17 protein-coding genes and 1 pseudogene are annotated in these 21,343 nt (G+C 43.0%); 13 read left to right on the top strand and 5 right to left on the bottom strand.

Annotation, left to right across the window (positions count from 1 at the left end):
* Nucleotides 1-5: 5 nt before the first annotated feature.
* Both PSI06_RS03145 and PSI06_RS03140 read left to right on the top strand, forming a co-directional pair.
* A complete protein-coding gene (locus tag PSI06_RS03145) occupies nt 6-923 on the top strand; it encodes a GGDEF domain-containing protein (protein ID WP_004587438.1) in 918 nt (305 codons plus the stop codon).
* Complete coding sequence (locus PSI06_RS03140) at nt 907-1,905, top strand: helix-turn-helix domain-containing protein (RefSeq protein ID WP_273602874.1); 999 nt, start codon at nt 907-909, stop codon at nt 1,903-1,905. The genes PSI06_RS03145 and PSI06_RS03140 overlap by 17 nt, the downstream gene beginning before the upstream one ends.
* Nucleotides 1,906-1,927: 22 nt before the next feature.
* Here PSI06_RS03140 and PSI06_RS03135 read toward each other — a convergent pair whose 3' ends face one another.
* From PSI06_RS03135 to ettA, 3 genes are all read right to left on the bottom strand, one after another.
* Nucleotides 1,928-2,836: a histone deacetylase family protein gene (locus PSI06_RS03135; protein ID WP_273602875.1), complete on the bottom strand. Its 909-nt coding sequence runs from the start codon at nt 2,834-2,836 to the stop codon at nt 1,928-1,930.
* Between the two features lie 62 nt (nt 2,837-2,898).
* The gene (locus tag PSI06_RS03130; protein WP_029773844.1) at nt 2,899-3,255 is read right to left on the bottom strand and encodes a PilZ domain-containing protein; all 357 of its coding nucleotides are present in this window, start codon (nt 3,253-3,255) and stop codon (nt 2,899-2,901) included.
* A gap of 118 nt (nt 3,256-3,373) precedes the next feature.
* Nucleotides 3,374-5,047, bottom strand: a complete 1,674-nt coding sequence (gene ettA / locus PSI06_RS03125; protein ID WP_273602876.1) for an energy-dependent translational throttle protein EttA — start codon at nt 5,045-5,047, stop codon at nt 3,374-3,376.
* A gap of 234 nt (nt 5,048-5,281) precedes the next feature.
* Between ettA and metA the strand changes: the two genes are divergently transcribed.
* The 7 genes from metA (at nt 5,282) to PSI06_RS03090 (ending at nt 14,473) form a co-directional block, all read left to right on the top strand.
* On the top strand, nt 5,282-6,229 hold the full coding sequence (gene metA, locus PSI06_RS03120; RefSeq protein WP_256850714.1) for a homoserine O-acetyltransferase MetA: 948 nt from the start codon (nt 5,282-5,284) through the stop codon (nt 6,227-6,229).
* The gene (locus PSI06_RS03115; RefSeq protein ID WP_273602877.1) at nt 6,219-7,292 is read left to right on the top strand and encodes a homocysteine S-methyltransferase family protein; all 1,074 of its coding nucleotides are present in this window, start codon (nt 6,219-6,221) and stop codon (nt 7,290-7,292) included. The genes metA and PSI06_RS03115 overlap by 11 nt, the downstream gene beginning before the upstream one ends.
* An 8-nt stretch (nt 7,293-7,300) precedes the next feature.
* Complete coding sequence (gene metH / locus PSI06_RS03110; protein ID WP_273602878.1) at nt 7,301-9,931, top strand: methionine synthase; 2,631 nt, start codon at nt 7,301-7,303, stop codon at nt 9,929-9,931.
* Nucleotides 9,932-10,139: 208 nt separating this feature from the next.
* On the top strand, nt 10,140-10,766 hold the full coding sequence (locus PSI06_RS03105; protein WP_256845611.1) for a DUF2971 domain-containing protein: 627 nt from the start codon (nt 10,140-10,142) through the stop codon (nt 10,764-10,766).
* A 10-nt stretch (nt 10,767-10,776) separates the two neighbouring features.
* Nucleotides 10,777-11,532, top strand: a complete 756-nt coding sequence (locus PSI06_RS03100; protein WP_273602879.1) for a hypothetical protein — start codon at nt 10,777-10,779, stop codon at nt 11,530-11,532.
* 185 nt (nt 11,533-11,717) lie between these two features.
* Nucleotides 11,718-12,215 carry a (2Fe-2S)-binding protein gene (locus PSI06_RS03095; protein WP_024034278.1) on the top strand — a complete coding sequence of 166 codons (498 nt, stop codon included), beginning with the start codon at nt 11,718-11,720 and terminating at the stop codon, nt 12,213-12,215.
* Nucleotides 12,212-14,473 carry a xanthine dehydrogenase family protein molybdopterin-binding subunit gene (locus PSI06_RS03090; protein WP_273602880.1) on the top strand — a complete coding sequence of 754 codons (2,262 nt, stop codon included), beginning with the start codon at nt 12,212-12,214 and terminating at the stop codon, nt 14,471-14,473. The genes PSI06_RS03095 and PSI06_RS03090 overlap by 4 nt, the downstream gene beginning before the upstream one ends.
* Before the next feature lie 70 nt (nt 14,474-14,543).
* Here PSI06_RS03090 and PSI06_RS03085 read toward each other — a convergent pair whose 3' ends face one another.
* Nucleotides 14,544-14,741 (bottom strand): CsbD family protein, encoded by a 198-nt coding sequence (locus PSI06_RS03085; protein WP_002958133.1) that lies wholly within the window; start codon nt 14,739-14,741, stop codon nt 14,544-14,546.
* Between the two features lie 273 nt (nt 14,742-15,014).
* On the opposite strand from PSI06_RS03085, the gene hrpB reads away from it, so the two are divergent.
* Both hrpB and PSI06_RS03075 read left to right on the top strand, forming a co-directional pair.
* Complete coding sequence (gene hrpB, locus PSI06_RS03080) at nt 15,015-17,441, top strand: ATP-dependent helicase HrpB (protein WP_273602881.1); 2,427 nt, start codon at nt 15,015-15,017, stop codon at nt 17,439-17,441.
* A gap of 94 nt (nt 17,442-17,535) precedes the next feature.
* A complete protein-coding gene (locus PSI06_RS03075) occupies nt 17,536-18,000 on the top strand; it encodes a nuclear transport factor 2 family protein (RefSeq protein WP_273602882.1) in 465 nt (154 codons plus the stop codon).
* A gap of 82 nt (nt 18,001-18,082) precedes the next feature.
* Here the strand turns inward: PSI06_RS03075 and PSI06_RS03070 are convergent, their stop codons facing one another.
* Entirely contained in the window at nt 18,083-18,298 is a 216-nt protein-coding gene (locus PSI06_RS03070; protein ID WP_273602883.1) for a hypothetical protein, read from the bottom strand.
* 564 nt (nt 18,299-18,862) lie between these two features.
* On the opposite strand from PSI06_RS03070, the pseudogene PSI06_RS03065 reads away from it, so the two are divergent.
* Together PSI06_RS03065 and PSI06_RS03060 are read left to right on the top strand one after the other, a co-directional pair.
* Nucleotides 18,863-19,318, top strand: a pseudogene (locus PSI06_RS03065) (sterol desaturase family protein); the annotation flags it as partial.
* Nucleotides 19,319-19,428: 110 nt separating this feature from the next.
* On the top strand, nt 19,429-21,336 hold the full coding sequence (locus PSI06_RS03060; protein WP_273602884.1) for a DUF1800 domain-containing protein: 1,908 nt from the start codon (nt 19,429-19,431) through the stop codon (nt 21,334-21,336).
* Nucleotides 21,337-21,343 lie beyond the last annotated feature (7 nt).

The raw sequence follows: 21,343 nt of genomic DNA, 5'->3' as shown, positions 1-21,343 counted from the left end.
AAACTATGCGATTTAATCCCTTTATTAGCCATCGGCTTTTAACAAACAGTATTATAGCTATGGCGTTATTAGCCATCTTTTTATGTGCCTATTTAGGGGAACTCAAAGAGCTGCAACACATACAATGGCTCGATATTATTGGTGAGGGCGGCATAGTGATTATGACCCTAACTTGGATTGTTGCCTTACTTATTTCGCGCCCGCCGGGCAAAGTTACTCGTTATTTGGTGCTTGGGCTTGGTTTATTTATGTTCTCGGCCACGCTCGATTTGCTCGATGAATGGTTAATGCAACCTGCGCAGCAGTGGCTAAGCTGGATAGAGTCACTGCCAGCCCCCGTTGGGATGCTGCTAACCAGTTTAGGTTTATACCATTGGCACCAAGAACAATATGTTTTAAATAAACAGCTAAGACGTCGTGAAGCACATTTACGTGAGCACGATAAAGTATGCCCTGTTACCGGTGTTTATACAGCCGAATACTTACAAAGCGTTTTAAACACGCAGCTTAAGGCGCCGCAGCCAGTTTTATTAGCCGCTATTGATATACGCGACTTCGCTAGTTTTAATAATGAGTTTGGTTTTAGCGAAGGGGATCGACTGCTACGCGAAATAAGCGAGCTTATACTAATGAACTGTCGGTTAAGCGATGTGGTATGTCGTTATGCGGGAGACTGTTTTATGGTACTAATGCCAGCCACATCAAAGCAGCAAGGCCAAGAGCTTCTTAGGCAAATAACAGCCGCATTAAAACATTGTGCTTTTAAAGTAGAAGGCTCTGGGCTTGCTAAGTTTCAGTGCGTGACTACCCACATCATACAAGCGCAAAAAAGTGATACAGCTCACATGCTAATGCAACAATTGCACAGCGGCCTACAACTACAAAAACAACAAAGAGCCACCAGCAGTGAACAGTTATGTTAGCTTAAGTGACAAGTATTTAACTGCACAGGGGCTTATAACTGCCGTTGTAGAGCTTGCGCAAAGTAGGGGGGTTGCCCTACATAAGTTGTTACGCGGCACCGGGATTTTTGAGCAAGATTTACTCAGCGTTGAGCATTGCTTTAGTTTGGAGCAGCAAGTTAAATTACTAAGTCAATTTAAACGCCTAATGAACACCCCCGACAGCGGTTTTTTACTAGGGAGTCAATTAGTTAACGATTCAAGTAGCGCAGCACAAAGTGTATTGTACAGCGCTAAACTAGGAGCGGCACTGTTACAAATACAGCGAGCGCGTTTACAGCTTTGCCCTTTGTTTTTTAGTCAGCACTATGTAAGTAATCAGCAATTTTATATTTTTTTAAATGCTGCTACAGGGCTTGATGACGACCTGCATAACTACATTTTAGAAATTTACAGTGCTGCGTTTTATAGTTTATTAAAGCGTTTAAGCCCGCACTATCCGCAATGTGAGTTCGACTTTAGCTTTAAGCGACCGCGTCATATTCATCAGTACGAGCAACATTTAGGTTTAAAGCTGCGTTTTGAGCAGCCAACAACTCGTTGGGTAATTAGCAAAACATTACTTCGCCAAGCTAACCCGTACGCCAGCGAATTACGCTTTATGCAAGCACGCGCTCAATTGGCTGTAAAATCACACGAAAAATACACCTTTATAGAGGCTGTTTGGCGCTATTTACACACTTATAACGAGGCAAGTTTAGAGCAAACCGCCCAGTATTTTGCCATGAGCCCAGCCACGTTTAAACGAAAACTAAAATGCCATAATATGCGCTTTTCGAGCTTAGTTGATGAGCAAAATAAACATAAAGCCATTTATTTACTTACCTTGCGCGCTAAGTGCAATGAGCATGTTGCTGAGCGTTTGGCATTTTACGATATTCCTAACTTTAGGCGGGCATTTAAACGTTGGACAGGGCTAACCCCAAGCCAGTTAAAAGTATAAAGCGCACAGGTTAATACTTCTTTTAAAAACCCGCAGCCTGCTCAATCACTATTGCATGGCGCTGCGCTAAACGCGTATGGTCTCTGTCGTAGCCGCCACCAATAACACTGGCAATAGCGGTGTTATGTTCAAGGCAGCGCTTAAACACTAAATGGTCACGCTGTTTAATGCCGTCCCAGCTTATATCTAGTTTGCCTAAGCCATCCTCTTGCCAAATATCTACACCGGCATCGTATAGGACTAAATCGGGGTTGAGTTCTTTTAGTAAAAACTGCAGCGTATCATCCACAACGCCTAAGTATTCTGCGTCTTGCATATTGTTAGCAAGGCCTATGTCTAAATCGCTGGGGGATTTTCTAAACGGGAAGTTTTTTTCGCAGTGTATAGAGCATGTATACGCATACGGTTGATGCGCAAGCATTGCAGCTGTGCCATCGCCTTGGTGTACGTCTAAATCAAAAATGAGCACGTTGGTCACTTCACCGCTTTGTATTAATGTTTGCGCGGTAAAGGCTAAGTCGTTCACCATACAAAAACCTGAGCCAAAATCAGTATGTGCATGGTGTGTACCGCCTGCTAAATGACAGGCTAAGCCATGCTTTAATGCTAAGCGTGCAGTGTGTAACGTGCCTTGTGGGGCGGTGAATGTGCGGTCCATTAGCGGTTGCGACCAAGGTAAGCCAATGCGGCGCATGGCTTTTTCGTCTAGACGGTTATGCCATAAATCGTGAATGTAGTTTTCGCAGTGTACCAGTTCAAGTGGTTCAGGGGAGCCCAAAATAGGCTCTACTAAATTATTACCTGCAATGCCTAAACCTTTAACCTGCTCATATAAATGAGCAAATTTACTCATTACAAATCGGTGCTTAGGGTCAAAGCTAAACGAATAATTACTGTGATAGACCAAAGGTAAGTGAGGGTTTAGGCGCATAACCGTATCAATAATAAAGTTTGCGCTATGGTAATAAACTTAACTAAGGGAGTCTATTGCCGCTATTCAATCAATGAGGCAAGCTCGCGATGAAGTAATTGTTCATCGGCTAAATTAAGTTCAACTAACCGTTTTAAATAGGTAATGCTGTTTATATCTATATGGTGGCAATTAAGGCCGATGTGTTTATCTTCTATGTGGCAAATAAACACCTCCATTTTTATTTCTATATCGCTTTGTGGCAAGGTAAAGCGCAAGGTGGCTTCGCTATTTTTTGTGCCACTAAACGCCGCGCATTTAGTAATGAGTGCGCCATGTAAAGATACATCGAGTAATTTGCATGGGTAGCTCTCTCCTGCAAATTCTAATTGAGCCGCGGTTGAAAAAAGAATACGCGAGAACTGACGTCGATTTTCCATAAAACGAGTGCCTTTATTGTAATATTTAAATCAAGCATAGCGGGAAATAGCCCATAGCGATAAAAAATGGCATAAAAAAAACCCGCATAAATGCAGGGTTTGTTATATCAGTTAACAATTAACCAATTTTTTTATACTTAATACGCTTAGGTTGTGCAGCTTCTGCGCCTAAGGTCTTTTTAAGCCACTCTTCGTATTCAGTGTAGTTACCATCAAAGAAGTTAATTTGGCCTTCGTCGCGGTAATCTAAAATGTGTGTTGCAATACGGTCAAGGAACCAACGGTCATGCGATATACACATTACACAGCCTGGGAACTCTAAAATAGCGTTCTCAAGGGCGCGTAGTGTTTCAACATCAAGGTCATTGGTTGGCTCATCCAGTAGTACTACGTTACCACCCGCTTTTAAAAGCTTAGCAAGGTGTAAACGGTTACGCTCACCACCTGATAAGTCTTTTACAAACTTTTGCTGATCGTTACCTTTAAAGTTAAAGCGGCTAACGTATGCACGGCTTGGGAACTCAAAGTTACCAATTTTTAGCACGTCTTGCCCGTCAGATATTTCTTGGAATACAGTTTTGCTTTCGTCCATATTGCCACGGAACTGATCAACCGTTGCAAGCTCTACAGTTTCACCTACGCTAATGCTGCCGCTATCAGGTTGCTCTTCGCCGCTTAGCATTTTAAATAGGGTTGATTTACCCGCGCCATTGGCACCGATAATGCCCACTATCGCGCCTTTTGGCATACTAAAGCTTAAATCGTCGATTAATACGCGATCGCCAAAACTCTTACGTAAGTTATTAACTTCAAGCACTTGGTCGCCTAAACGCGGACCAGGTGGAATAAATAGCTCGTTAGTTTCGTTACGCTTTTGGTAATCAGACTGCTGTAGCTCACTAAACTGCGCCATACGCGCTTTAGACTTAGCTTGGCGACCTTTAGGGTTTGAACGAACCCACTCAAGCTCTTGAGCAATTGATTTTTGACGTGCTTTTTCAGATTTTTGCTCTTGTTGTAAGCGCGCATCTTTTTGCTCAAGCCAAGAAGAGTAGTTACCTTCCCACGGAATACCTTCACCACGGTCAAGCTCTAGTATCCAGCCAGCTACATTATCAAGGAAGTAACGGTCATGCGTTACCGCCACAACAGTGCCTTCGTAATCATGTAAGAAGCGCTCAAGCCAAGCAACCGACTCAGCATCTAAGTGGTTAGTAGGCTCATCGAGAATAAGCATATCTGGCTTTTCGAGTAATAAACGACAAATAGCAACACGGCGGCGCTCACCACCTGAAAGGTGCTCAATTTTAGCATCCCATTCAGGTAAACGAAGTGCATCGGCAGCGCGCTCTAAAACGTTATCGATGTTGTGGCCATCGTGCGCTTGAATGATTGCTTCAAGCTTACCTTGCTCTTTTGCTAGGGCGTCAAAGTCAGCGTCTTCCATCGCGTACTCGTTGTACACTTCGTCAAGGCGATTAAGGGCATGTTTTACTTCGCCAACAGCTTCTTCAACTATTTCGCGTACTGTTTTGCTTTCATCCAGTACTGGCTCTTGCGGTAAGTAACCAATTTTAGTACCAGGTTGAGGGCGGGCTTCACCTTCAAAGTCTTGGTCAACACCGGCCATAATGCGAAGTAATGTAGATTTACCAGCACCATTTAAACCTAGCACACCAATTTTAGCGCCAGGGAAAAAGTGCAACGAAATATCTTTTAAAATTGTGCGCTTAGGTGGCACAACTTTAGATACTCGACTCATCGAGAATATAAACTTATCAGGTAAAACCATGGAGGAAAGCCTTCAAATAATAATAAAAATTTCAATGTTGTATTGTAGTGGCTCACAGGTGAAACAGTCAACGAATGGCGGGTTTTAAAGCGCTAATGGCTGCAGGTTGATAAAGTATAAAATCATGAATAAATTTCATTTAGACATCTATACATCTAGAGGTTGATATTTTTAGCATACTGTTCATAATGAGAGCGTATAAATTCTCGGTTTTTATGAGTAGGAGTAAAAAATATGCCAATTACAGTGAAAGACGAGCTACCGGCTATTGCCCGTTTACGTGAAGAAAACGTGTTTGTAATGCCAAAAAGTCGCGCAAAAACGCAAGAAATTCGTCCTATGCGTTTGGCTATTTTAAATTTAATGCCTAATAAAGTAGAAACCGAAGTGCAGTTTATTCGTTTGCTTGCCAATTCTCCTTTGCAAGTAAATGTAGAGCTATTACGCCTAGATACGCATCGCAGCAGTAGCAACTCAGAAGAGCACCTAGATACCTTTTATCGTTATTTTTCAGAAGTGAAAGACAATAACTACGATGCGTTAATTGTTACCGGCGCGCCACTAGCACACCTTGAATACGACGATGTTGCGTACTGGGATGAGCTAAAAGTGATTATTGATTGGGCAGAGCAGCACGTTACCTCTACGCTGTTTTCGTGCTGGGCGGCGCATGCCGCGTTGTATCATCGTTACAATTTAAAACGCGATTTAAAAGAAGATAAACTTTGTGGTGTGTTTACTCACCAGTGTTACTTTGATCACGGGGCACTTACTCGTGGCTTTGACGACACCTTTTTAGTGCCGCACTCACGTTATGGCCACATAGATATAAATAAAATAAATGCCTGCGACGATATAGTCGTGCTGGCAGGCTCTGAAAAAGTAGGCGCTTACTTAATGAAAAATAAGTCGGGCAGCCAAGTGTTTATAACCGGCCACCCAGAATATGATGCCGACACACTAAAAGCAGAGTACGAACGCGATTTACAAAAAAGCCCTGATGCGCCAAAACCCGAAAACTATTTTCCAGATAACGATGCAAACAAAAAGCCGTCAAAAACGTGGCAAAGCCATGCCTTTTTGCTGTTTTCGAACTGGTTAAATTACTACGTGTACCAAACGACCCCTTATGATATTAATTTAGTTAGCCAAGATGTGAGGACTAACAACTATGCCGAATAACGTGCAAAACAATAATAAACACAGCGAATTAAGCGCTGCATTAAAAGAGCGTATTTTAATTTTAGATGGCGCCATGGGTACCATGATCCAAACTCACAAGCTTGAAGAAGAAGACTACCGAGGCGAGCGCTTTAAAGACTGGCACGTCCTAATTAAAGGCAATAACGATTTATTAAGCCTTACAAAACCTGAGTTAATAACCGATATACACCGCAGCTTTTTAGCCGCCGGTGCAGACATTATTGAAACCAATACCTTTAACTCAACCACCATTTCGATGGAAGATTACGACATGGCAAGCATAAGCCGTGAGGTAAACTTAGAGTCGGCCAAACTCGCACGCGCAATATGTGACGAGTTCACCGCTAAAAACCCAGAAAAACCACGCTATGTAGCCGGTGTGTTAGGGCCAACCTCTAAAACCTGCTCAATTTCGCCAGATGTAAACGACCCAGGTTACCGTAACGTAACGTTTGATAAGCTGGTTACTGCCTATGTTGAGTCTACCCTTGCATTAATGGAAGGCGGCGCTGATTTAATACTTATCGAAACCATTTTCGACACCCTAAATGCAAAAGCGGCCTCATTCGCAGTAGAAGAAGCGTTTGAGCAAGCAGGGCGTACATTACCTGTAATGATCTCAGGCACAATTACCGATGCCTCTGGGCGTACGCTTTCGGGGCAAACCACCGAAGCATTTTATAACTCTATTCGCCATATCAAGCCGCTTTCTATAGGCCTTAACTGCGCCTTAGGGCCAGATTTACTACGCCAATACGTAGAGGAGCTTTCGCGCGTATGCGAAACATTTACCTCAGTACACCCAAATGCAGGTTTACCTAACGAATTTGGTGAGTACGACCTAGAAGCAGAGGACATGGCGAAAGAGATTATAGACTGGGGCAAATCGGGCTTCATAAATATTGTTGGTGGTTGCTGCGGCACCACGCCTGCGCATATTCGTGCGTTTGCCAAAGGGCTTGAAGGGGTAAAACCTCGCGTATTACCAGAGCTTGATGTTCGCATGCGTTTATCAGGCCTTGAAGCCTGTAACTTAAACTAGGAGCCAACATGACCCAGCAAATTGCAGTATTTACCAATGTTGGCGAGCGTACCAACGTAACCGGCTCTGCCATGTTTAAACGCTTAATCATGGAAGAAGACTATGAAGCAGCGCTTACCGTAGCCCGCGAGCAAGTAGAAAACGGCGCCCAAGTTATTGATATAAACATGGACGAAGCCATGTTGGACTCAAAAGCGGCCATGGTTAAGTTTTTAAACTTAATTGCCTCAGAGCCCGATATTTCTAAAGTGCCTATTATGGTCGACTCCTCTAAATGGGAAGTAATAGAAGCAGGCCTTAAATGTATTCAAGGCAAGGCTATTGTTAACTCAATATCGCTTAAAGAAGGGGAGGAGCCGTTTAAACGCCAGGCTAAAATTATTAAACGTTTTGGCGCAGCCGCTGTTGTAATGGCGTTTGATACCGACGGCCAAGCCGACACCGCAGACCGCAAATACGAAATATGTGAACGCAGCTACAAAATATTAGTCGAAGAGATAGGTTTTCCGCCGGAAGATATAATATTCGACCCCAATATATTTGCCGTAGCCACCGGTATAGAAGAGCACGACAATTACGCAGTAGAATTTATTGAAGGTACACGCCGCATTAAACAAAACTTACCACACTGTAAAGTGTCGGGCGGGGTGTCTAATGTCTCGTTTTCGTTTAGGGGCAATAACCCCGTGCGTGAAGCCATTCACTCAGTGTTTTTATACCACGCAATAAAAGCGGGTATGGATATGGGTATTGTAAACGCAGGGCAACTTGCGGTTTACGACGACATCCCCGAGGAACTTCGCAAAGCCGTAGAAGATGTAATCCTTAACACCGACCCCGGTGCAGGTGAGCGCCTTGTAGAAATAGCGCCTAAGTTTTCAGGTATGGCACAAGCCGAACGCGTAGAAGATTTAGAGTGGCGCACATGGCCTGTTGAAAAACGTCTAGAGCACGCTCTTGTAAAAGGCATTACCACCTTTATAGATGAAGATACCGAAGAGTGCCGCGCAGCTGCCGATAAACCTATTCACGTAATTGAAGGGCCATTAATGGATGGCATGAACGTGGTAGGGGATTTATTTGGCGCAGGTAAAATGTTTTTACCGCAAGTTGTTAAATCGGCCCGCGTGATGAAACGAGCCGTGGCCTACCTAGACCCATACATAGAAGCCGAAAAAGAAGAAGGTGCCACTAACGGTAAAGTGGTTATGGCCACCGTAAAAGGCGACGTGCACGACATAGGTAAAAACATTGTAGGCGTAGTACTGCAATGTAATAACTACGAAGTAATCGACTTAGGTGTAATGGTACCTGCCGAAAAAATACTGCAAACCGCGATTGACGAAAAAGCCGACATAATCGGTCTTTCGGGTTTAATTACCCCATCGCTTGATGAAATGGTACACGTAGCCAAAGAAATGACCCGCCGAGGCTTTGAATTACCACTAATGATTGGCGGCGCAACTACCTCTAAAGCGCATACTGCCGTTAAAATTGAACCGCAGTACGACAAAGGCGTAGTGTATGTAAATAACGCCAGTCGTGCAGTGGGCGTGGTATCAAGCTTATTATCTAAAGAGCTAAAACCGGCCTTTTTAGAAAAAACTAAAGCCGAATACGAAAAAGTACGCGAGCAACAAGCGCGCAAAAAGCCACGTTCAAAACCAGTTACCATACAGCGCGCCCGCGATAACGCAGCCAAGCTTGATTGGGATAACTACACGCCACCGGTGCCTAAAAAGCTGGGCGTGACCGAATTTAAAAATGTATCAATTGCGACTTTACGTAAATACATAGATTGGACCCCATATTTTATGACGTGGTCAATCGCTGGTAAATACCCACGCATAATGGACGATGAAGTCGTTGGCGAGCAAGCACGTAGCTTGTTTAAAGACGCTAACGACATGCTCGACGACCTTGAAAAGTCAGGTGCTTTGCAACCTTTAGGTGTCATTGGTTTATTCCCTGCAAACCGCGTGGGTGATGACATAGAAATTTACACCGACGAAACCCGCAAAGAGCTGTTAACTACCTCATGCCATTTACGCCAGCAAACCGAAAAAACCGACTTTGCTAACTATTGTTTAGCCGACTACATTGCGCCAAAAGGCACACCTGATTACTTTGGCGCGTTTGCAGTAACGGGCGGTTTAGAAGAAGACGACCTAGCCGACGCGTTTGACGCACAGCAAGACGACTACAATAAAATAATGGTAAAAGCGGTTGCCGACAGGCTTGCCGAGGCGTTTGCAGAATACTTGCACGAACAAGTGCGTAAAGAATATTGGGGTTACGCAGCCGATGAAAATTTAAGTAACGATGAGCTAATTCGCGAAAACTACCAAGGTATTCGCCCAGCACCGGGTTACCCAGCGTGCCCAGAGCACACCGAGAAAAAGAAAATTTGGCAGTTACTCGATACCGAAAAACGCATTGGCATGCAGCTCACCAGCTCATACGCCATGTGGCCAGGGGCTGCGGTTTCGGGCTGGTATTTCTCACACCCAGAGGCAAAATACTACGCCGTAGCCGCTGTGCAAAAAGATCAGGTGGAAGACTACGCCAAGCGAACTAATATGACGCTCGCAGAGGCTGAAAGATGGCTGTCGCCTAACTTGGGGTATGAGCCAGAGTAAAAGAGCAGCGTTCAGTTTTTAGCTGTCAGCTATCAGTAAAAACAAAACGAGCCAAATTTGGCTCGTTTTTTTATATTAAAGAAAAGAAGTAAAAATTGGTTCATATGTATTCAGTGTTTATTTAGTATAAGTAGTAATAAAAAGCTGAATAACTTGATTTTTACTCAGGAAAATATTCTTTTCTAAAAATAATAGGATTATAGATTAAATGAAGCTTTATCATTACATGGATGAGGTGTTTGGCTTAAAAAATTTATCAAATAGGAGGATTAAGGCTTCAACTTTTGACAATTTGAATGACCCTTTTGAGTTATTAGGTATCGAAACTAGCACACCTTATATACGTGCAAGCTTAAATAGGATGAAACTAGGTGTTTCAAGAGAATTTGGAATATTGTGCTTTAGTAAAATTTGGTCTAACCCTGTTCAGTGGGCTCATTATGCTAATAACCACAAGGGCATATGTGTGGAACTTGAGCTATCTAATAAAGAGGATGCTCAAGAAGTAAAATATTATTCTGAAAGATTTAAAAGTAATTTAATAGATGATCAAAGCTTCCCACTAAAGTTATTACTTTCTAAATTCAAACATTGGGAATATGAAAAAGAATATAGAACAATTCGGGACCTTAATAACTTTGAAAAAGAAAATGGTCTTTATTTTCAGCCATTCAATGAGGACATGAAACTATCTAAAATAATTATTGGATGCCAATCGAAGTTAACTAGAAGCGAGCTAGAGAAGTCCCTCTGCATTCAGGATAGAGGTGTTGAAATTATATATGCTAGAGCTGCTTTCAAGTCATTTAAGATTGTTAAGTATCAGAATAAATAAAGGACTATTAATGAAGTATCTAAATTACATATTGCTTTGCCTATCCCTATTTTTCACATCGAACACATTTGCGCTTGAGCAGAAGTATCACGAGAGTGTTTTACCTGTTATTGCTGCTTTTAAAGCGCAGGATAAAACTGCGATTGCTGCGCATATTCGCTACCCTCTAAAAAGGCAATATCCATTGCCCGGCATTAAAAATGAAGCTGAGTTTATTAACCGCTTTGATGAAGTGTTCGACGATGAACTAGTTGCCGTTATTGGCAGCTCTAATATTAATACCGATTGGGATAGCATAGGTTGGCGTGGCATTATGCTAAATAACGGCGTGATGTGGGTTGATACTGACGGCAAAATTACCGGTATAAATAGCCACACAGCTAAAGAGCAGGCATTTGCTAAACGCTTAATTGAACAAGACAAGCAATCACTCCATCCAAGTATTAATACGTTTGAAGAGCCAGTGCTGGATTGGAAAACGGCTAGCTACCATATTCGCGTTGATGATTTAGGTGATAGAAATTACCGTTATGCAGTGTGGAGTAGTGATAAAAGGCCAAAGGACAAGCCTGATATGGTTTTATTTAACGGTGATATTACCTTTGAGGGTAGCGGCGGCAATCACCACTATACGTTTATAAACGGACGCTATAGTTACATATTACACGTTACTATTATTGGCTGCGATACATCGCCACCTGGTTGGCTTGAAGTATATAAAGATGATGAGCAGTTATTAAATGAGCCTGTTATAAGTGCTAAGTAGAATCAGTAAACCCCTCTTATCTCTATCCAATAAAGCTGCCACTTAATAACAGCTATAAGTTGGCGGTTCGCCGATAAAAATTTCAATAAACCAATCCTAAGTGGTAGGCTAAAAAAGTAGCAATTATTCAAACCGTTCTCGCGCAACAAGGAATCCCTTTAAAGCGCTTTGCCAAGGAGTTAAATATGATCACGCTTACCGTTAATGGTAATAAACATGAGTTTACAGGCGATCCGTCAACGCCGGTGCTTTGGTATCTTCGAGATGAATTAAATTTAACCGGGCCTAAGTTTGGCTGTGGTATGGCGCAATGTGGTGCGTGCACCATACACATTGATGGCGTAGCGCAGCGCTCGTGCATTTTACCGGTATCGGCTGTGGCAGGGCGTGCTATTACCTCTATTGAAGGGTTAAGCGAGCAAGGCGATCACCCCGTGCAAAAAGCCTGGGTTGAGCATAAAGTGCCGCAATGTGGGTTTTGTCAGTGCGGGCAAATAATGCAAGCGGCAAGCTTATTAGCCGCTAACCCCAACCCCACTGATGATGAAATAGTGAGTAATATGTCGGGCAATATTTGCCGTTGTGGTACGTATCCGCGTATTCATAAAGCGATTAAGTCGGCGGCTAAAACCATTGCGGGCGTTGAATATTTTGACCCAAATGAACAAGGGGAAGAAGTATGAAAAACGACAATACGTACTTTGACTTAAACCGTCGCCAATTTTTAAAAACCAGCGCAATAGGCGCATTAGTATTAGGCACTTATTTTGTAGGCAGTGCACCAAAAGCGTTTGCAGGCGTGTTAGAGCAACCCTCTGAGCAAGCAAACCGTGCTAACTTATTTATAGCGCTGCGCCCCGATGGCATGGTTGAAATAACCTGTCATCGCTCTGAAATGGGCCAGCAAATCCGTACAGCCATTGCTCAAATTGTGGCAGACGAAATGGAAGCAGCATGGGATAAAGTAGTGGTTATTCAAGGTAAGGGCGACCCTAAATATGGGGATCAAAATACCGATGGTTCGCGCAGTATTCGCTACAACATGCAACGCCTGCGTGAAATGGGCGCAAGTGTTCGCTACATGATGCAGCACGCAGCTGCTAAATATTGGAACGTTGAGCCGCAAACCTGTACAGCTAATCAGCACGTGGTTACTCACAGCTCGGGTAAAACGGTTGCCTATAAAGACTTAATTGATCTCGCGCTTGGTATTACCCCGCCAGAGCCAGACAAGTTAACACTTAAAACACGTAAAGAATGGCGCTATATAAATACCGGTATGGCGCACATAGATTTAACCGATTTAGTAACCGGTAAAGCCACATTTGCTGCTGATGTTCGCGAGCCAAAAGCGCTGGTGGCTATGATTGAGCGCCCGCGGGTAGTAGGTGGCGTGGTTAAATCGTTTGATGCCAGCGCCGCTAAAGCAATTAATGGCGTAGTTGATATTATTGAAATGCCTGTACCAAAAGGCGCGCCGCAATTTCAGCCAAAAGGCGGCATTGCTATTGTTGCTAAAAATACCTGGGCTGCATGGCAGGCGCGTAAAGCACTAAAGGTGGTGTGGGATGATGGTAAAAACGGCGATTATAATTCAAAAGAATTTAAAAAGTCGCTATTACAAACCGTTAATGAGCCGCAAGCTCATGTGCGCGACATAGGCGATGCAGCCAGCGTATTGGCTAAATCGAGCAATAAGTTAGTAGCCGATTATTACGCGCCGCATTTGGCCCAAGCACCAATGGAGCCACCTTGCGCCACGGCGATGTATCATAAAGACCGCGTTGATATATGGGCTGCAACGCAAAACCCGCAAGCCGATATGAAAACCGTAGCCGCACTACTTGATATGGACGAGAGTAAAATTAACGTGCATGTCACCATGTTAGGTGGCGGGTTTGGGCGTAAATCAAAACCTGACTTTTCGGCAGAAGCTGCTTACATTTCAATGAAAGTAGGACAACCCATACGCGTACAATGGACGCGAGAGGATGATATTCAGCACAGTTTTTATCATGCGGTATCGGCTCAACATATTGAAGCTTCACTAGATGAAAAAGGTAATATTGAGGCTTACTTACACCGTACGGCGTTTTCGCCAATTATGTCGACCTTTCAAGAAGGGGCAACGTCGCCTGCAGGTTTTGAGCTGCGCTTGGGCTTTACCGATAACCCCATAAACTCACCTAACTTAAAGTTAGAAAACGGCGAAGCACCCGCTAAAACAAGAGTAGGTTGGATGCGTTCGGTATCAAATATTTTTCATGCTTTTGCTATTCAGTCGTTTATTGCTGAAGCGGCGCACAAAGCAGGGCGCGACCAAAAAGACTATTTACTTGAAACCATAGGCCCTGATCGCATTTTAGATGTAACCGAGCAAAATGCCTCGTACGATAACTATGGCGCCGATAAAGACGTTTACCCATTAGATATTGGTAAATTACGCCATGTTATTGAAAAAGTAGCCGATATAAGCAAATGGGGCCGAAAGCTGCCAAAAGGTCGCGGGTTAGGTATTGCAGCGCACCGCAGCTTTTTAACCTATGTGGCTACTGTGGTTGAGGTAGAGGTATCCGACGCTGGTGATTTAAACGTGATTAAATCGTGGGTGGCTATTGATGCAGGTACGGTAGTAAACACCGATACCGTTAAAAATCAAACGCAAGGTGGCTCTATTTACGGTATTACCACTGCAATTAGCGACGGTATTACCTTTGATAAAGGCCGCGTGCAGCAAAGTAATTTTCACGATTACCGCGTACCGCGTATGAGCGACTCACCACTAGAGGTAGAAGTAGAAATAATACAAAGCGATGCACCACCAGCAGGTGTGGGCGAGCCCGCAACACCGGTTTATGCACCCGCATTGTGTAACGCTATTTTTGCTGCCTGTGGGAAACGCATTAGACAACTGCCTATAGGTAACCAATTAAAAGCGTAAATAACGTACTTTTATTTAAGCCGTAAAACAAAAAAACCGCCAAATGGCGGTTTTTTTTAGAAGTTAGCGATTAGTGAGTTTTTTCAAACTCGTCTACTTCGCGCTCTGCTTCTTCTTTAGATTTACCATACTGCTGCTGGATTTTACCCACTAGCTCTGTACGGCTACCTTCAATTTTGTCTAAATCGTCGTCAGTAAGATCGCCCCATTTTTGTTGCGCCTTACCTTTAAGTTCGTTCCAATTACCTTTCATACGATCGCTGTTCATAAGTTTCTCCTTACTTAGCTTTAATTAACGTTCAGCATAAAAGGAGCAAAGCGTGTACCAATCAGTTAAACTTTTTATTTTGTTTTTATAATCATTGATTTATATATTTAAGCGAGGCGTTACTTTTATTGCAACGCGTATGTTCTTAAAAAATGTACAGAGCGGTCTGTAATTATTTCTGATTATGGATACGCGTAAACTCATCTGCTTTTGCGGCGCGTTTATTTTTGGTTTTTGTTACAATGCGCACAAAGCAATTTTGGGTAAATAGCAGTGCTGCCGGTTCAAAACATATATCAACAACTTCTAACTACATTACAAAGTAACCCCATAACGTTATTACAAGCACCGCCTGGTGCAGGTAAGTCAACCTGGTTGCCGCTACAGCTTGTGCGCGACGGCCATTTTAAACGTATTGTAATGCTTGAGCCGCGCCGCTTAGCAGCACGTAATATTGCCAATTACTTAGCACAGTGCCAAAACGAAAAAGTGGGGCAGAGCGTTGGTTTGCGAGTACGTGGTGAAAGCAAAGTAGGTAGTAATACGCGCCTTGAAATAGTCACCGAGGGCATGCTTACCCGCATGCTACAAAACGACCCCGAATTAAGCGATATAGACTTACTGATATTTGATGAATTTCATGAACGCTCAATTGCGGCCGACACTTCACTGGCCTTTGCTTTAGAGACCCAAAGTGCGCTGCGCGACGATTTAACCATACTACTTATGTCGGCCACCCTTGATACCGAGCGCTATACGCAGTTTTTTGATTGTCCGGTTATAAAATCAAGCGGGCGTAGTTACCCCATTGACGAAGTATATATACCAATAAAAGATGAGAGCCGCTGGTTAGATGCTATTCCCTCTTTAATAAAACAAGCACTAAACGAGCAAAGCGGTAGTGCGTTGGTGTTTTTGCCTGGGCAGTTTGAAATAGTACGTGTGCAGCAGGCCCTTAATGATTTGCCAAGTAATTGCTTAGTTGCCACATTGTTTGGCGAGCAAGATAAAGCTAATCAGCAAGCGGCGATTGCCCCTGCGCCTAAGGGTATGCGCAAAATTGTGCTTACCACCAATGTAGCCGAAACCAGTTTAACCATTGAAGGCATTCGCATTGTTATTGATAGCGGCAAACGCCGCGCAGCGAGCTATAACTTAAAAACAGGCGTAACTGAGCTTACAACACAAAGTATATCGCGCTCCTCTGCTGTGCAGCGAGCGGGGCGTGCAGGGCGAATAGAGCCAGGGGTTGTTTACAGGCTTGGCTCTAAACAAACATTTGAGCGACGTAATAGCCACGATAGCCCAGAAATACTCACCTCAGACATAAGCCAACTTATGCTGGAGGCAAAACAGTGGGGCGCAAATATTAGCGAACTCACCTTGCTTGATACGCCAACAGCGCAGCAATGCACGCAAGCGGCAAACTTACTAACCATGCTTGAAGCCATCGACTCTAAAGGTAAGTTAACCAAATTGGGCAGCAACATGCTGGGTTTTGGGGCGGATATTCGCTTAGCGCATATGCTTTTAAAAGCGCAAGCGCTTGAGGCAGAACTCCCTGGTATTTATCGCTTAGCACTTTATTTAGTGGCACTGCTTGAGAGCCGAATAAACAGCGCCAACGAGCTAAGCTTGGCGCTACATAGCCAACAGCAAAGGCCACACCCAGTATTTAAACAGCAGTTAAAATACTGGCAAAGCCGTTTAAAAGTAACCGACAGTAACAGCGAGCTAAACACCGAGTATTTAGGTTTGCTGGTGGCATTAGCTTACCCCGACCGCATTGCAAAAAAACGCGGCAATGGCTATTTACTTGCCAATGGTGCGGGCGCTGATTTAAACACCGATTACTGGCATAACGATGACTACCTTGCTATTGCAAGCATGGGCGGCCATAAAGGCACGCGTATTTTTGCAGCCACCGCACTTAGTCCATTTGAGCTACAAGATTACTTACCGCACTTGTTTACTACGCTTACCCGCTGTGAGTTTGATGAAAAAACCGCGCGCTTTATCCATCAAGACGAAGTAAAGCTCGGCGCCATTACCCTTACAAGCCAACCAAGTAAGCAAAAGCTTGATAAAACCGAGCGCGCCAAAGCGTGGCTTAATTTATTTACCAAGCATGGTTTTGCATTATTTAATGAACAACCCGATGCGCAGCAATTATTAATACGCATGAGTTTAGTCAGTCAGTTTATGCCAGATACGTTCCCGGCAATAAGCGAGCAGCAACTTATCGAAACAGCTGATGATTGGTTAGGCGTATATTTACAGGATATAAAAACGCTGGAGCAGCTTAAAAAGTTTAACTACTTTGAAGCACTGCATAATTGTTTTGACTGGACACAGCAAACAGCCTTAAAAACACTGTTACCGCTTAGGTTAACGGTACCGAGTGGCTCAAATATAAAAATTAATTACCAGCTAGATGGCCCCGCAAAACTTAGCGTGCGCATGCAAGAAGTGTATGGCTTAACAAGTACGCCAATGCTTGCAAATGGCAAGCTGCCACTGCTTATGGAATTACTCTCGCCAGGTAAGCGCTCATTACAGCTTACGCAAGATCTTGCGCACTTTTGGGCTAGTAGTTATCGCGATGTACAAAAAGAAATGAAAGGACGTTATCCCAAGCATTTTTGGCCCGACGATCCAGCCAACAGCGTGGCAACCAATAGAGTAAAAAGCAAAATGTAGGTTTATTAACTTAAAAATATTTGTTTTATTTTTGAACATGTGAATATAGTGTACCTATAAATAAATCAATATTTTTAACTACAAGGAAGAAGTGATGAAACGACTATTTACATTAGCTTTGCTATTAGTGAGTACCTTTTCGGTTGATGCTGAAGAGGCACTGGACTTAAACAAATTTGCACAGCATTACTACAACACAATGACCGCCACGCAAGCGCCTAACGCAAGTGAAAAAGAGCTTGAAGCCTACCTTAATTTATTAACAGACGATGTAGGCAGCCAGCACATACCGTATCAAGTAGATGACTCTCGCACAGCAGAGGGTAAAAAACTAATGCGTAAGGGCATGCGTTTTTATTTAGGCGCGCACACCTTATACGAAAGCGAGCTGCTAAATACCTTTGTATTTAACGATAGCGGCTTTGCGATTCGTTATAAAAACCACGCTAAGGGCATTCATCCGCAAAGTAAGCAGCCAATCGAGTACACATCAGTAATGATGGAAGTAATAGAAGTTGAAAACGGTAAAGTGGCGATGATCCGTAAATATCACGAATAAAACGTAAAGTGATAAAACGCGCTAGCCATTAAAGCAAAGTTAATGGCTAATTGGGCTGTAATAGCTTTTTGTTGTTATGTGCTTAAACCTCTTTACCACCGTGTTGCTCTGCTAAATCATCTAGCTCGGCAGAGGTGTAATCAAATCCGCTTTCATCATACTTGTAAGTGACTTTTACACTGTCGCCGCCATTAAATAGGCGAGTTTTAACTTGGTTTACGGGCCAATCTTTTAGTACATGCACAAAGCGGTTAGCAACTTGCGAGGTTTCAAAGCGGTAGCGAATTTCTGTTTTCATAAAAAGGCTCTGTTATTGTATGGCTTAGCTAAAAGTGAGTAGTAAAATTACACTATTTAATGCATTACCACCTCTCATAATCTCTTGGGTGTGTTGATTTTTAATGGTTGAATTTTCAGCCGTATGTTTGGGTTTTAGGCAAGGCAGAGCCTATGAAACTTGGTTATTCCCCATAAATAGGCGATAACGCAGCATAAAAGCCAAACATGGGCTGCCCATTGGGTTCTTTCTAGGGCGATAAACTATTCTTAATTGGTTTTTACTTATTTTTACATGGATGTAAGTCATTAAAATAACGCAGAAGCCGTTATCGAGCCAACTAAGTTACAAACCACGCGCCGCGATTTAATCGCCCCTAGATTGAACAAATTTCTATCCGCCAAGGTCAACACGCCCTAGTATACCTTTAATCAATACGCCGATATAAGCCTCTAAAACAGTAAGTGAAGCAAAAAACCACACTTAAACGCTATAAGTGGTGCGTTTTTAAAATAAATAATAATTATTACAAATAGCTTTTATATCTAAAAAGTTAATGTGATTTTATTTTTACGTAATTAGTGCGTTAGTGTGTATTGCTTTGGCCGAAATTTATCAATGTTAGATATTTTGGGGGCTAATGTATTTGCCTTTAATGCTTTAGGCGCTAATTTACGCCACTCACATGTGTGGTGGAGCTTTGGTAAGAAAATAGAAAATTGGTTAATTAGCCCAGCTCAGCACCAAATTCATCACAGCGATAACCCAAAACATTTTGACCGTAACCTAGGCTCAGCGTTAGCCATTTGGGATAGAGCCTGTGGCACGCTGATAAAAGCGCATCAAGTAGGTAAAATTACCGTGGGGGTTGGCAATAACGACCGGGGGCACAACAGTGTAATGGATGCGTATTGGCGGCCAATTTACGAGAACCTACAAACGCCTTGGCAACGTGTGGCTAAAGCCGCTAATAAGGTGAATGTTTTTAATAAAAAAAAGCCCATTATTGAGGTTAATATTAACGACAAAACAATTAAATAGCGCTCGGTTACAAAAAATAAAAGGTTAAATTGTAAATTTTGTGTTTCAATAATCGTATCAAACTCGGTACATACACGCGTACCTTCTTTAATTTACGATGACGATTTAACATGCATTACAAATCAGTTTTATTAGCAAGTTGTGCTTTATTGCTAAGCGCCTGTGGTGGCTCAGGCGGCGATGACACGCCCACCGTCAATTCAAATAAAATTCCTACCTTGTCGGTTGCCGACATACCCAGCGAATTAACTAAAGGCCAAACCATTGAGCTAATTGCAACAGCAAGCGATGAAGACGGCACAATAAGCAGTGTGGTTTGGCAACAAACTGCGGGCACCACGTTATTGAATGAACCATTAGATGCGTTAAGTACCCGCCTTACTATACCCGCTGCGCAAAGTTATGAGCCTATAACGTATTCATTTAGCGTAACAGCCACCGATAATGAAGGGGCAACAAACACTCAAAACGTTACATTTGTAGCCAAAAACAGCATGGACATACACAGCGCCGCTAGGTTATTACACCAAGCTAGCATGGGGCCAACGCTTGCTGAAATAAACAGTGCTCAAGGTTTAAGTGAGCAACAATGGCTCGATAACCAAATAGCACTGCCAGTTAGCTACCATCGAAACTACTTGGTAAAACTTGAAGATGACGAAGACTTTAAATATATAAGCCGAATAGATGCATGGTGGAAAGCGGTGCTACAAAGTGACGATCAACTACGCCAACGCGTTGCATTTGCACTGAGTGAAATATTGGTTGTATCGGATGAAAATAGCGATTTGCGTGCACAACCAGAGGGCATGATCACTTACTACGATTTATTACTTAAACATGCGTTTGGCAATTTTAGAGAGTTACTCGAAGAGGTAACGCTTTCTCCAATTATGGGCACGTACCTAAGCCATTTAGGGAACGAAAAAGCTGATGAAGCACTTAATATTCGCCCAGATGAAAATTACGCCCGTGAGGTTATGCAATTATTTACCATTGGCCTAGATGAGTTAAACCTTGATGGCACCGCTAAACCAGATGCAGACGGTAATAGCATAGCAACTTACGGACAGGCTCAAATACAGGGGTTTGCGCGTGTATTTACAGGCTGGACATTTGCCGGCAGCGAAACCTTTAAACGCAAAAGCCGTGATTATATAAACCCTATGCAAGCTTACAGCGAATACCATTCGGATAAAGAAAAAGTTCTATTAAATAATGAGGTTATACCGCCTGGTTATGGCCCAGAGGAGTCGCTAAAAATAGCCCTCGATAATTTATTTAATCACGATAACGTAGCGCCGTTTATTTCTAAGCAGCTTATTCAGCGGTTAATTACCTCAAACCCTACTGCGCAATATGTAGAGCGCGTTGCGCGTGTATTTAACGATAATGGAAGCGGTGTACGAGGCGATTTAGCCGCAGTTGTTAAAGCTATTTATTTAGATGACGAAGCACGCCATTTTGGCAGTGTACTTAGCTATCAAGGTAAAATTAAAGAGCCACTTTTAAAAACCGTGCAGTTTTGGCGAAACCTTAATGCGAAGTCGCAGCAAGGTTATTATAAAACGTGGAACTTAGTCGATAGCTATGGGCAAGGCCCCATGCAGTCGGGCTCTGTATTTAACTTTTTTAGACCCGATTACCAAAGTGCGGCGTTACGCACCCAAGGTTTGGTAGCGCCTGAATTACAAATAGCCAACGATGCGACTTTAATAGGCACAATGAATGCCTTATTTGCAAGTTTGGTTTGGAGTACAGCCGAAGCGCATACCGAGTTAAACCCTGCAGGAATTTATGTTTATGTTCAACGCGATATGGATTACTTGGCGCAAAATGGCATTAGCGCACTGATAGAGCAATACAATACCCTGTATTTTGCCGGCAATATGAGCGCTGACACTACACAAGCTTTGCTTGATTTAGATGCCTATTTTGATGAGGATCAGTACCGCGTGAGGGTTTCGTACTTGTTATACATGATTGCTATTTCACCTGAATTTAACGTGCAGTATTAGGAGCGTA

Origin of the sequence: Pseudoalteromonas sp. GABNS16E, from assembly GCF_028598715.1 — a bacterium.
GTDB lineage: Bacteria > Pseudomonadota > Gammaproteobacteria > Enterobacterales > Alteromonadaceae > Pseudoalteromonas > Pseudoalteromonas atlantica.
Note: the sequence above shows the minus strand (reverse complement) of the source record. Positions and strands in the feature narration are given on the sequence as shown.

Bases quoted from the DNA above. Each gene is read 5' to 3' on its own strand.
- PSI06_RS03105 (WP_256845611.1), top strand. From the start codon at position 10,140: ATGAAGCTTTATCATTACATGGATGAGGTGTTTGGCTTAAAAAATTTA.
- PSI06_RS03060 (WP_273602884.1), top strand. From the start codon at position 19,429: ATGCATTACAAATCAGTTTTATTAGCAAGTTGTGCTTTATTGCTAAGC.
- PSI06_RS03085 (WP_002958133.1), bottom strand. From the start codon at position 14,741: ATGAACAGCGATCGTATGAAAGGTAATTGGAACGAACTTAAAGGTAAG.
- PSI06_RS03145 (WP_004587438.1), top strand. From the start codon at position 6: ATGCGATTTAATCCCTTTATTAGCCATCGGCTTTTAACAAACAGTATT.
- PSI06_RS03095 (WP_024034278.1), top strand. From the start codon at position 11,718: ATGATCACGCTTACCGTTAATGGTAATAAACATGAGTTTACAGGCGAT.
- ettA (WP_273602876.1), bottom strand. From the start codon at position 5,047: ATGGTTTTACCTGATAAGTTTATATTCTCGATGAGTCGAGTATCTAAA.
- PSI06_RS03130 (WP_029773844.1), bottom strand. From the start codon at position 3,255: ATGGAAAATCGACGTCAGTTCTCGCGTATTCTTTTTTCAACCGCGGCT.
- metH (WP_273602878.1), top strand. From the start codon at position 7,301: ATGACCCAGCAAATTGCAGTATTTACCAATGTTGGCGAGCGTACCAAC.
- PSI06_RS03100 (WP_273602879.1), top strand. From the start codon at position 10,777: ATGAAGTATCTAAATTACATATTGCTTTGCCTATCCCTATTTTTCACA.
- PSI06_RS03135 (WP_273602875.1), bottom strand. From the start codon at position 2,836: ATGCGCCTAAACCCTCACTTACCTTTGGTCTATCACAGTAATTATTCG.
- PSI06_RS03070 (WP_273602883.1), bottom strand. From the start codon at position 18,298: ATGAAAACAGAAATTCGCTACCGCTTTGAAACCTCGCAAGTTGCTAAC.
- PSI06_RS03075 (WP_273602882.1), top strand. From the start codon at position 17,536: ATGAAACGACTATTTACATTAGCTTTGCTATTAGTGAGTACCTTTTCG.
- metA (WP_256850714.1), top strand. From the start codon at position 5,282: ATGCCAATTACAGTGAAAGACGAGCTACCGGCTATTGCCCGTTTACGT.
- PSI06_RS03090 (WP_273602880.1), top strand. From the start codon at position 12,212: ATGAAAAACGACAATACGTACTTTGACTTAAACCGTCGCCAATTTTTA.
- PSI06_RS03115 (WP_273602877.1), top strand. From the start codon at position 6,219: ATGCCGAATAACGTGCAAAACAATAATAAACACAGCGAATTAAGCGCT.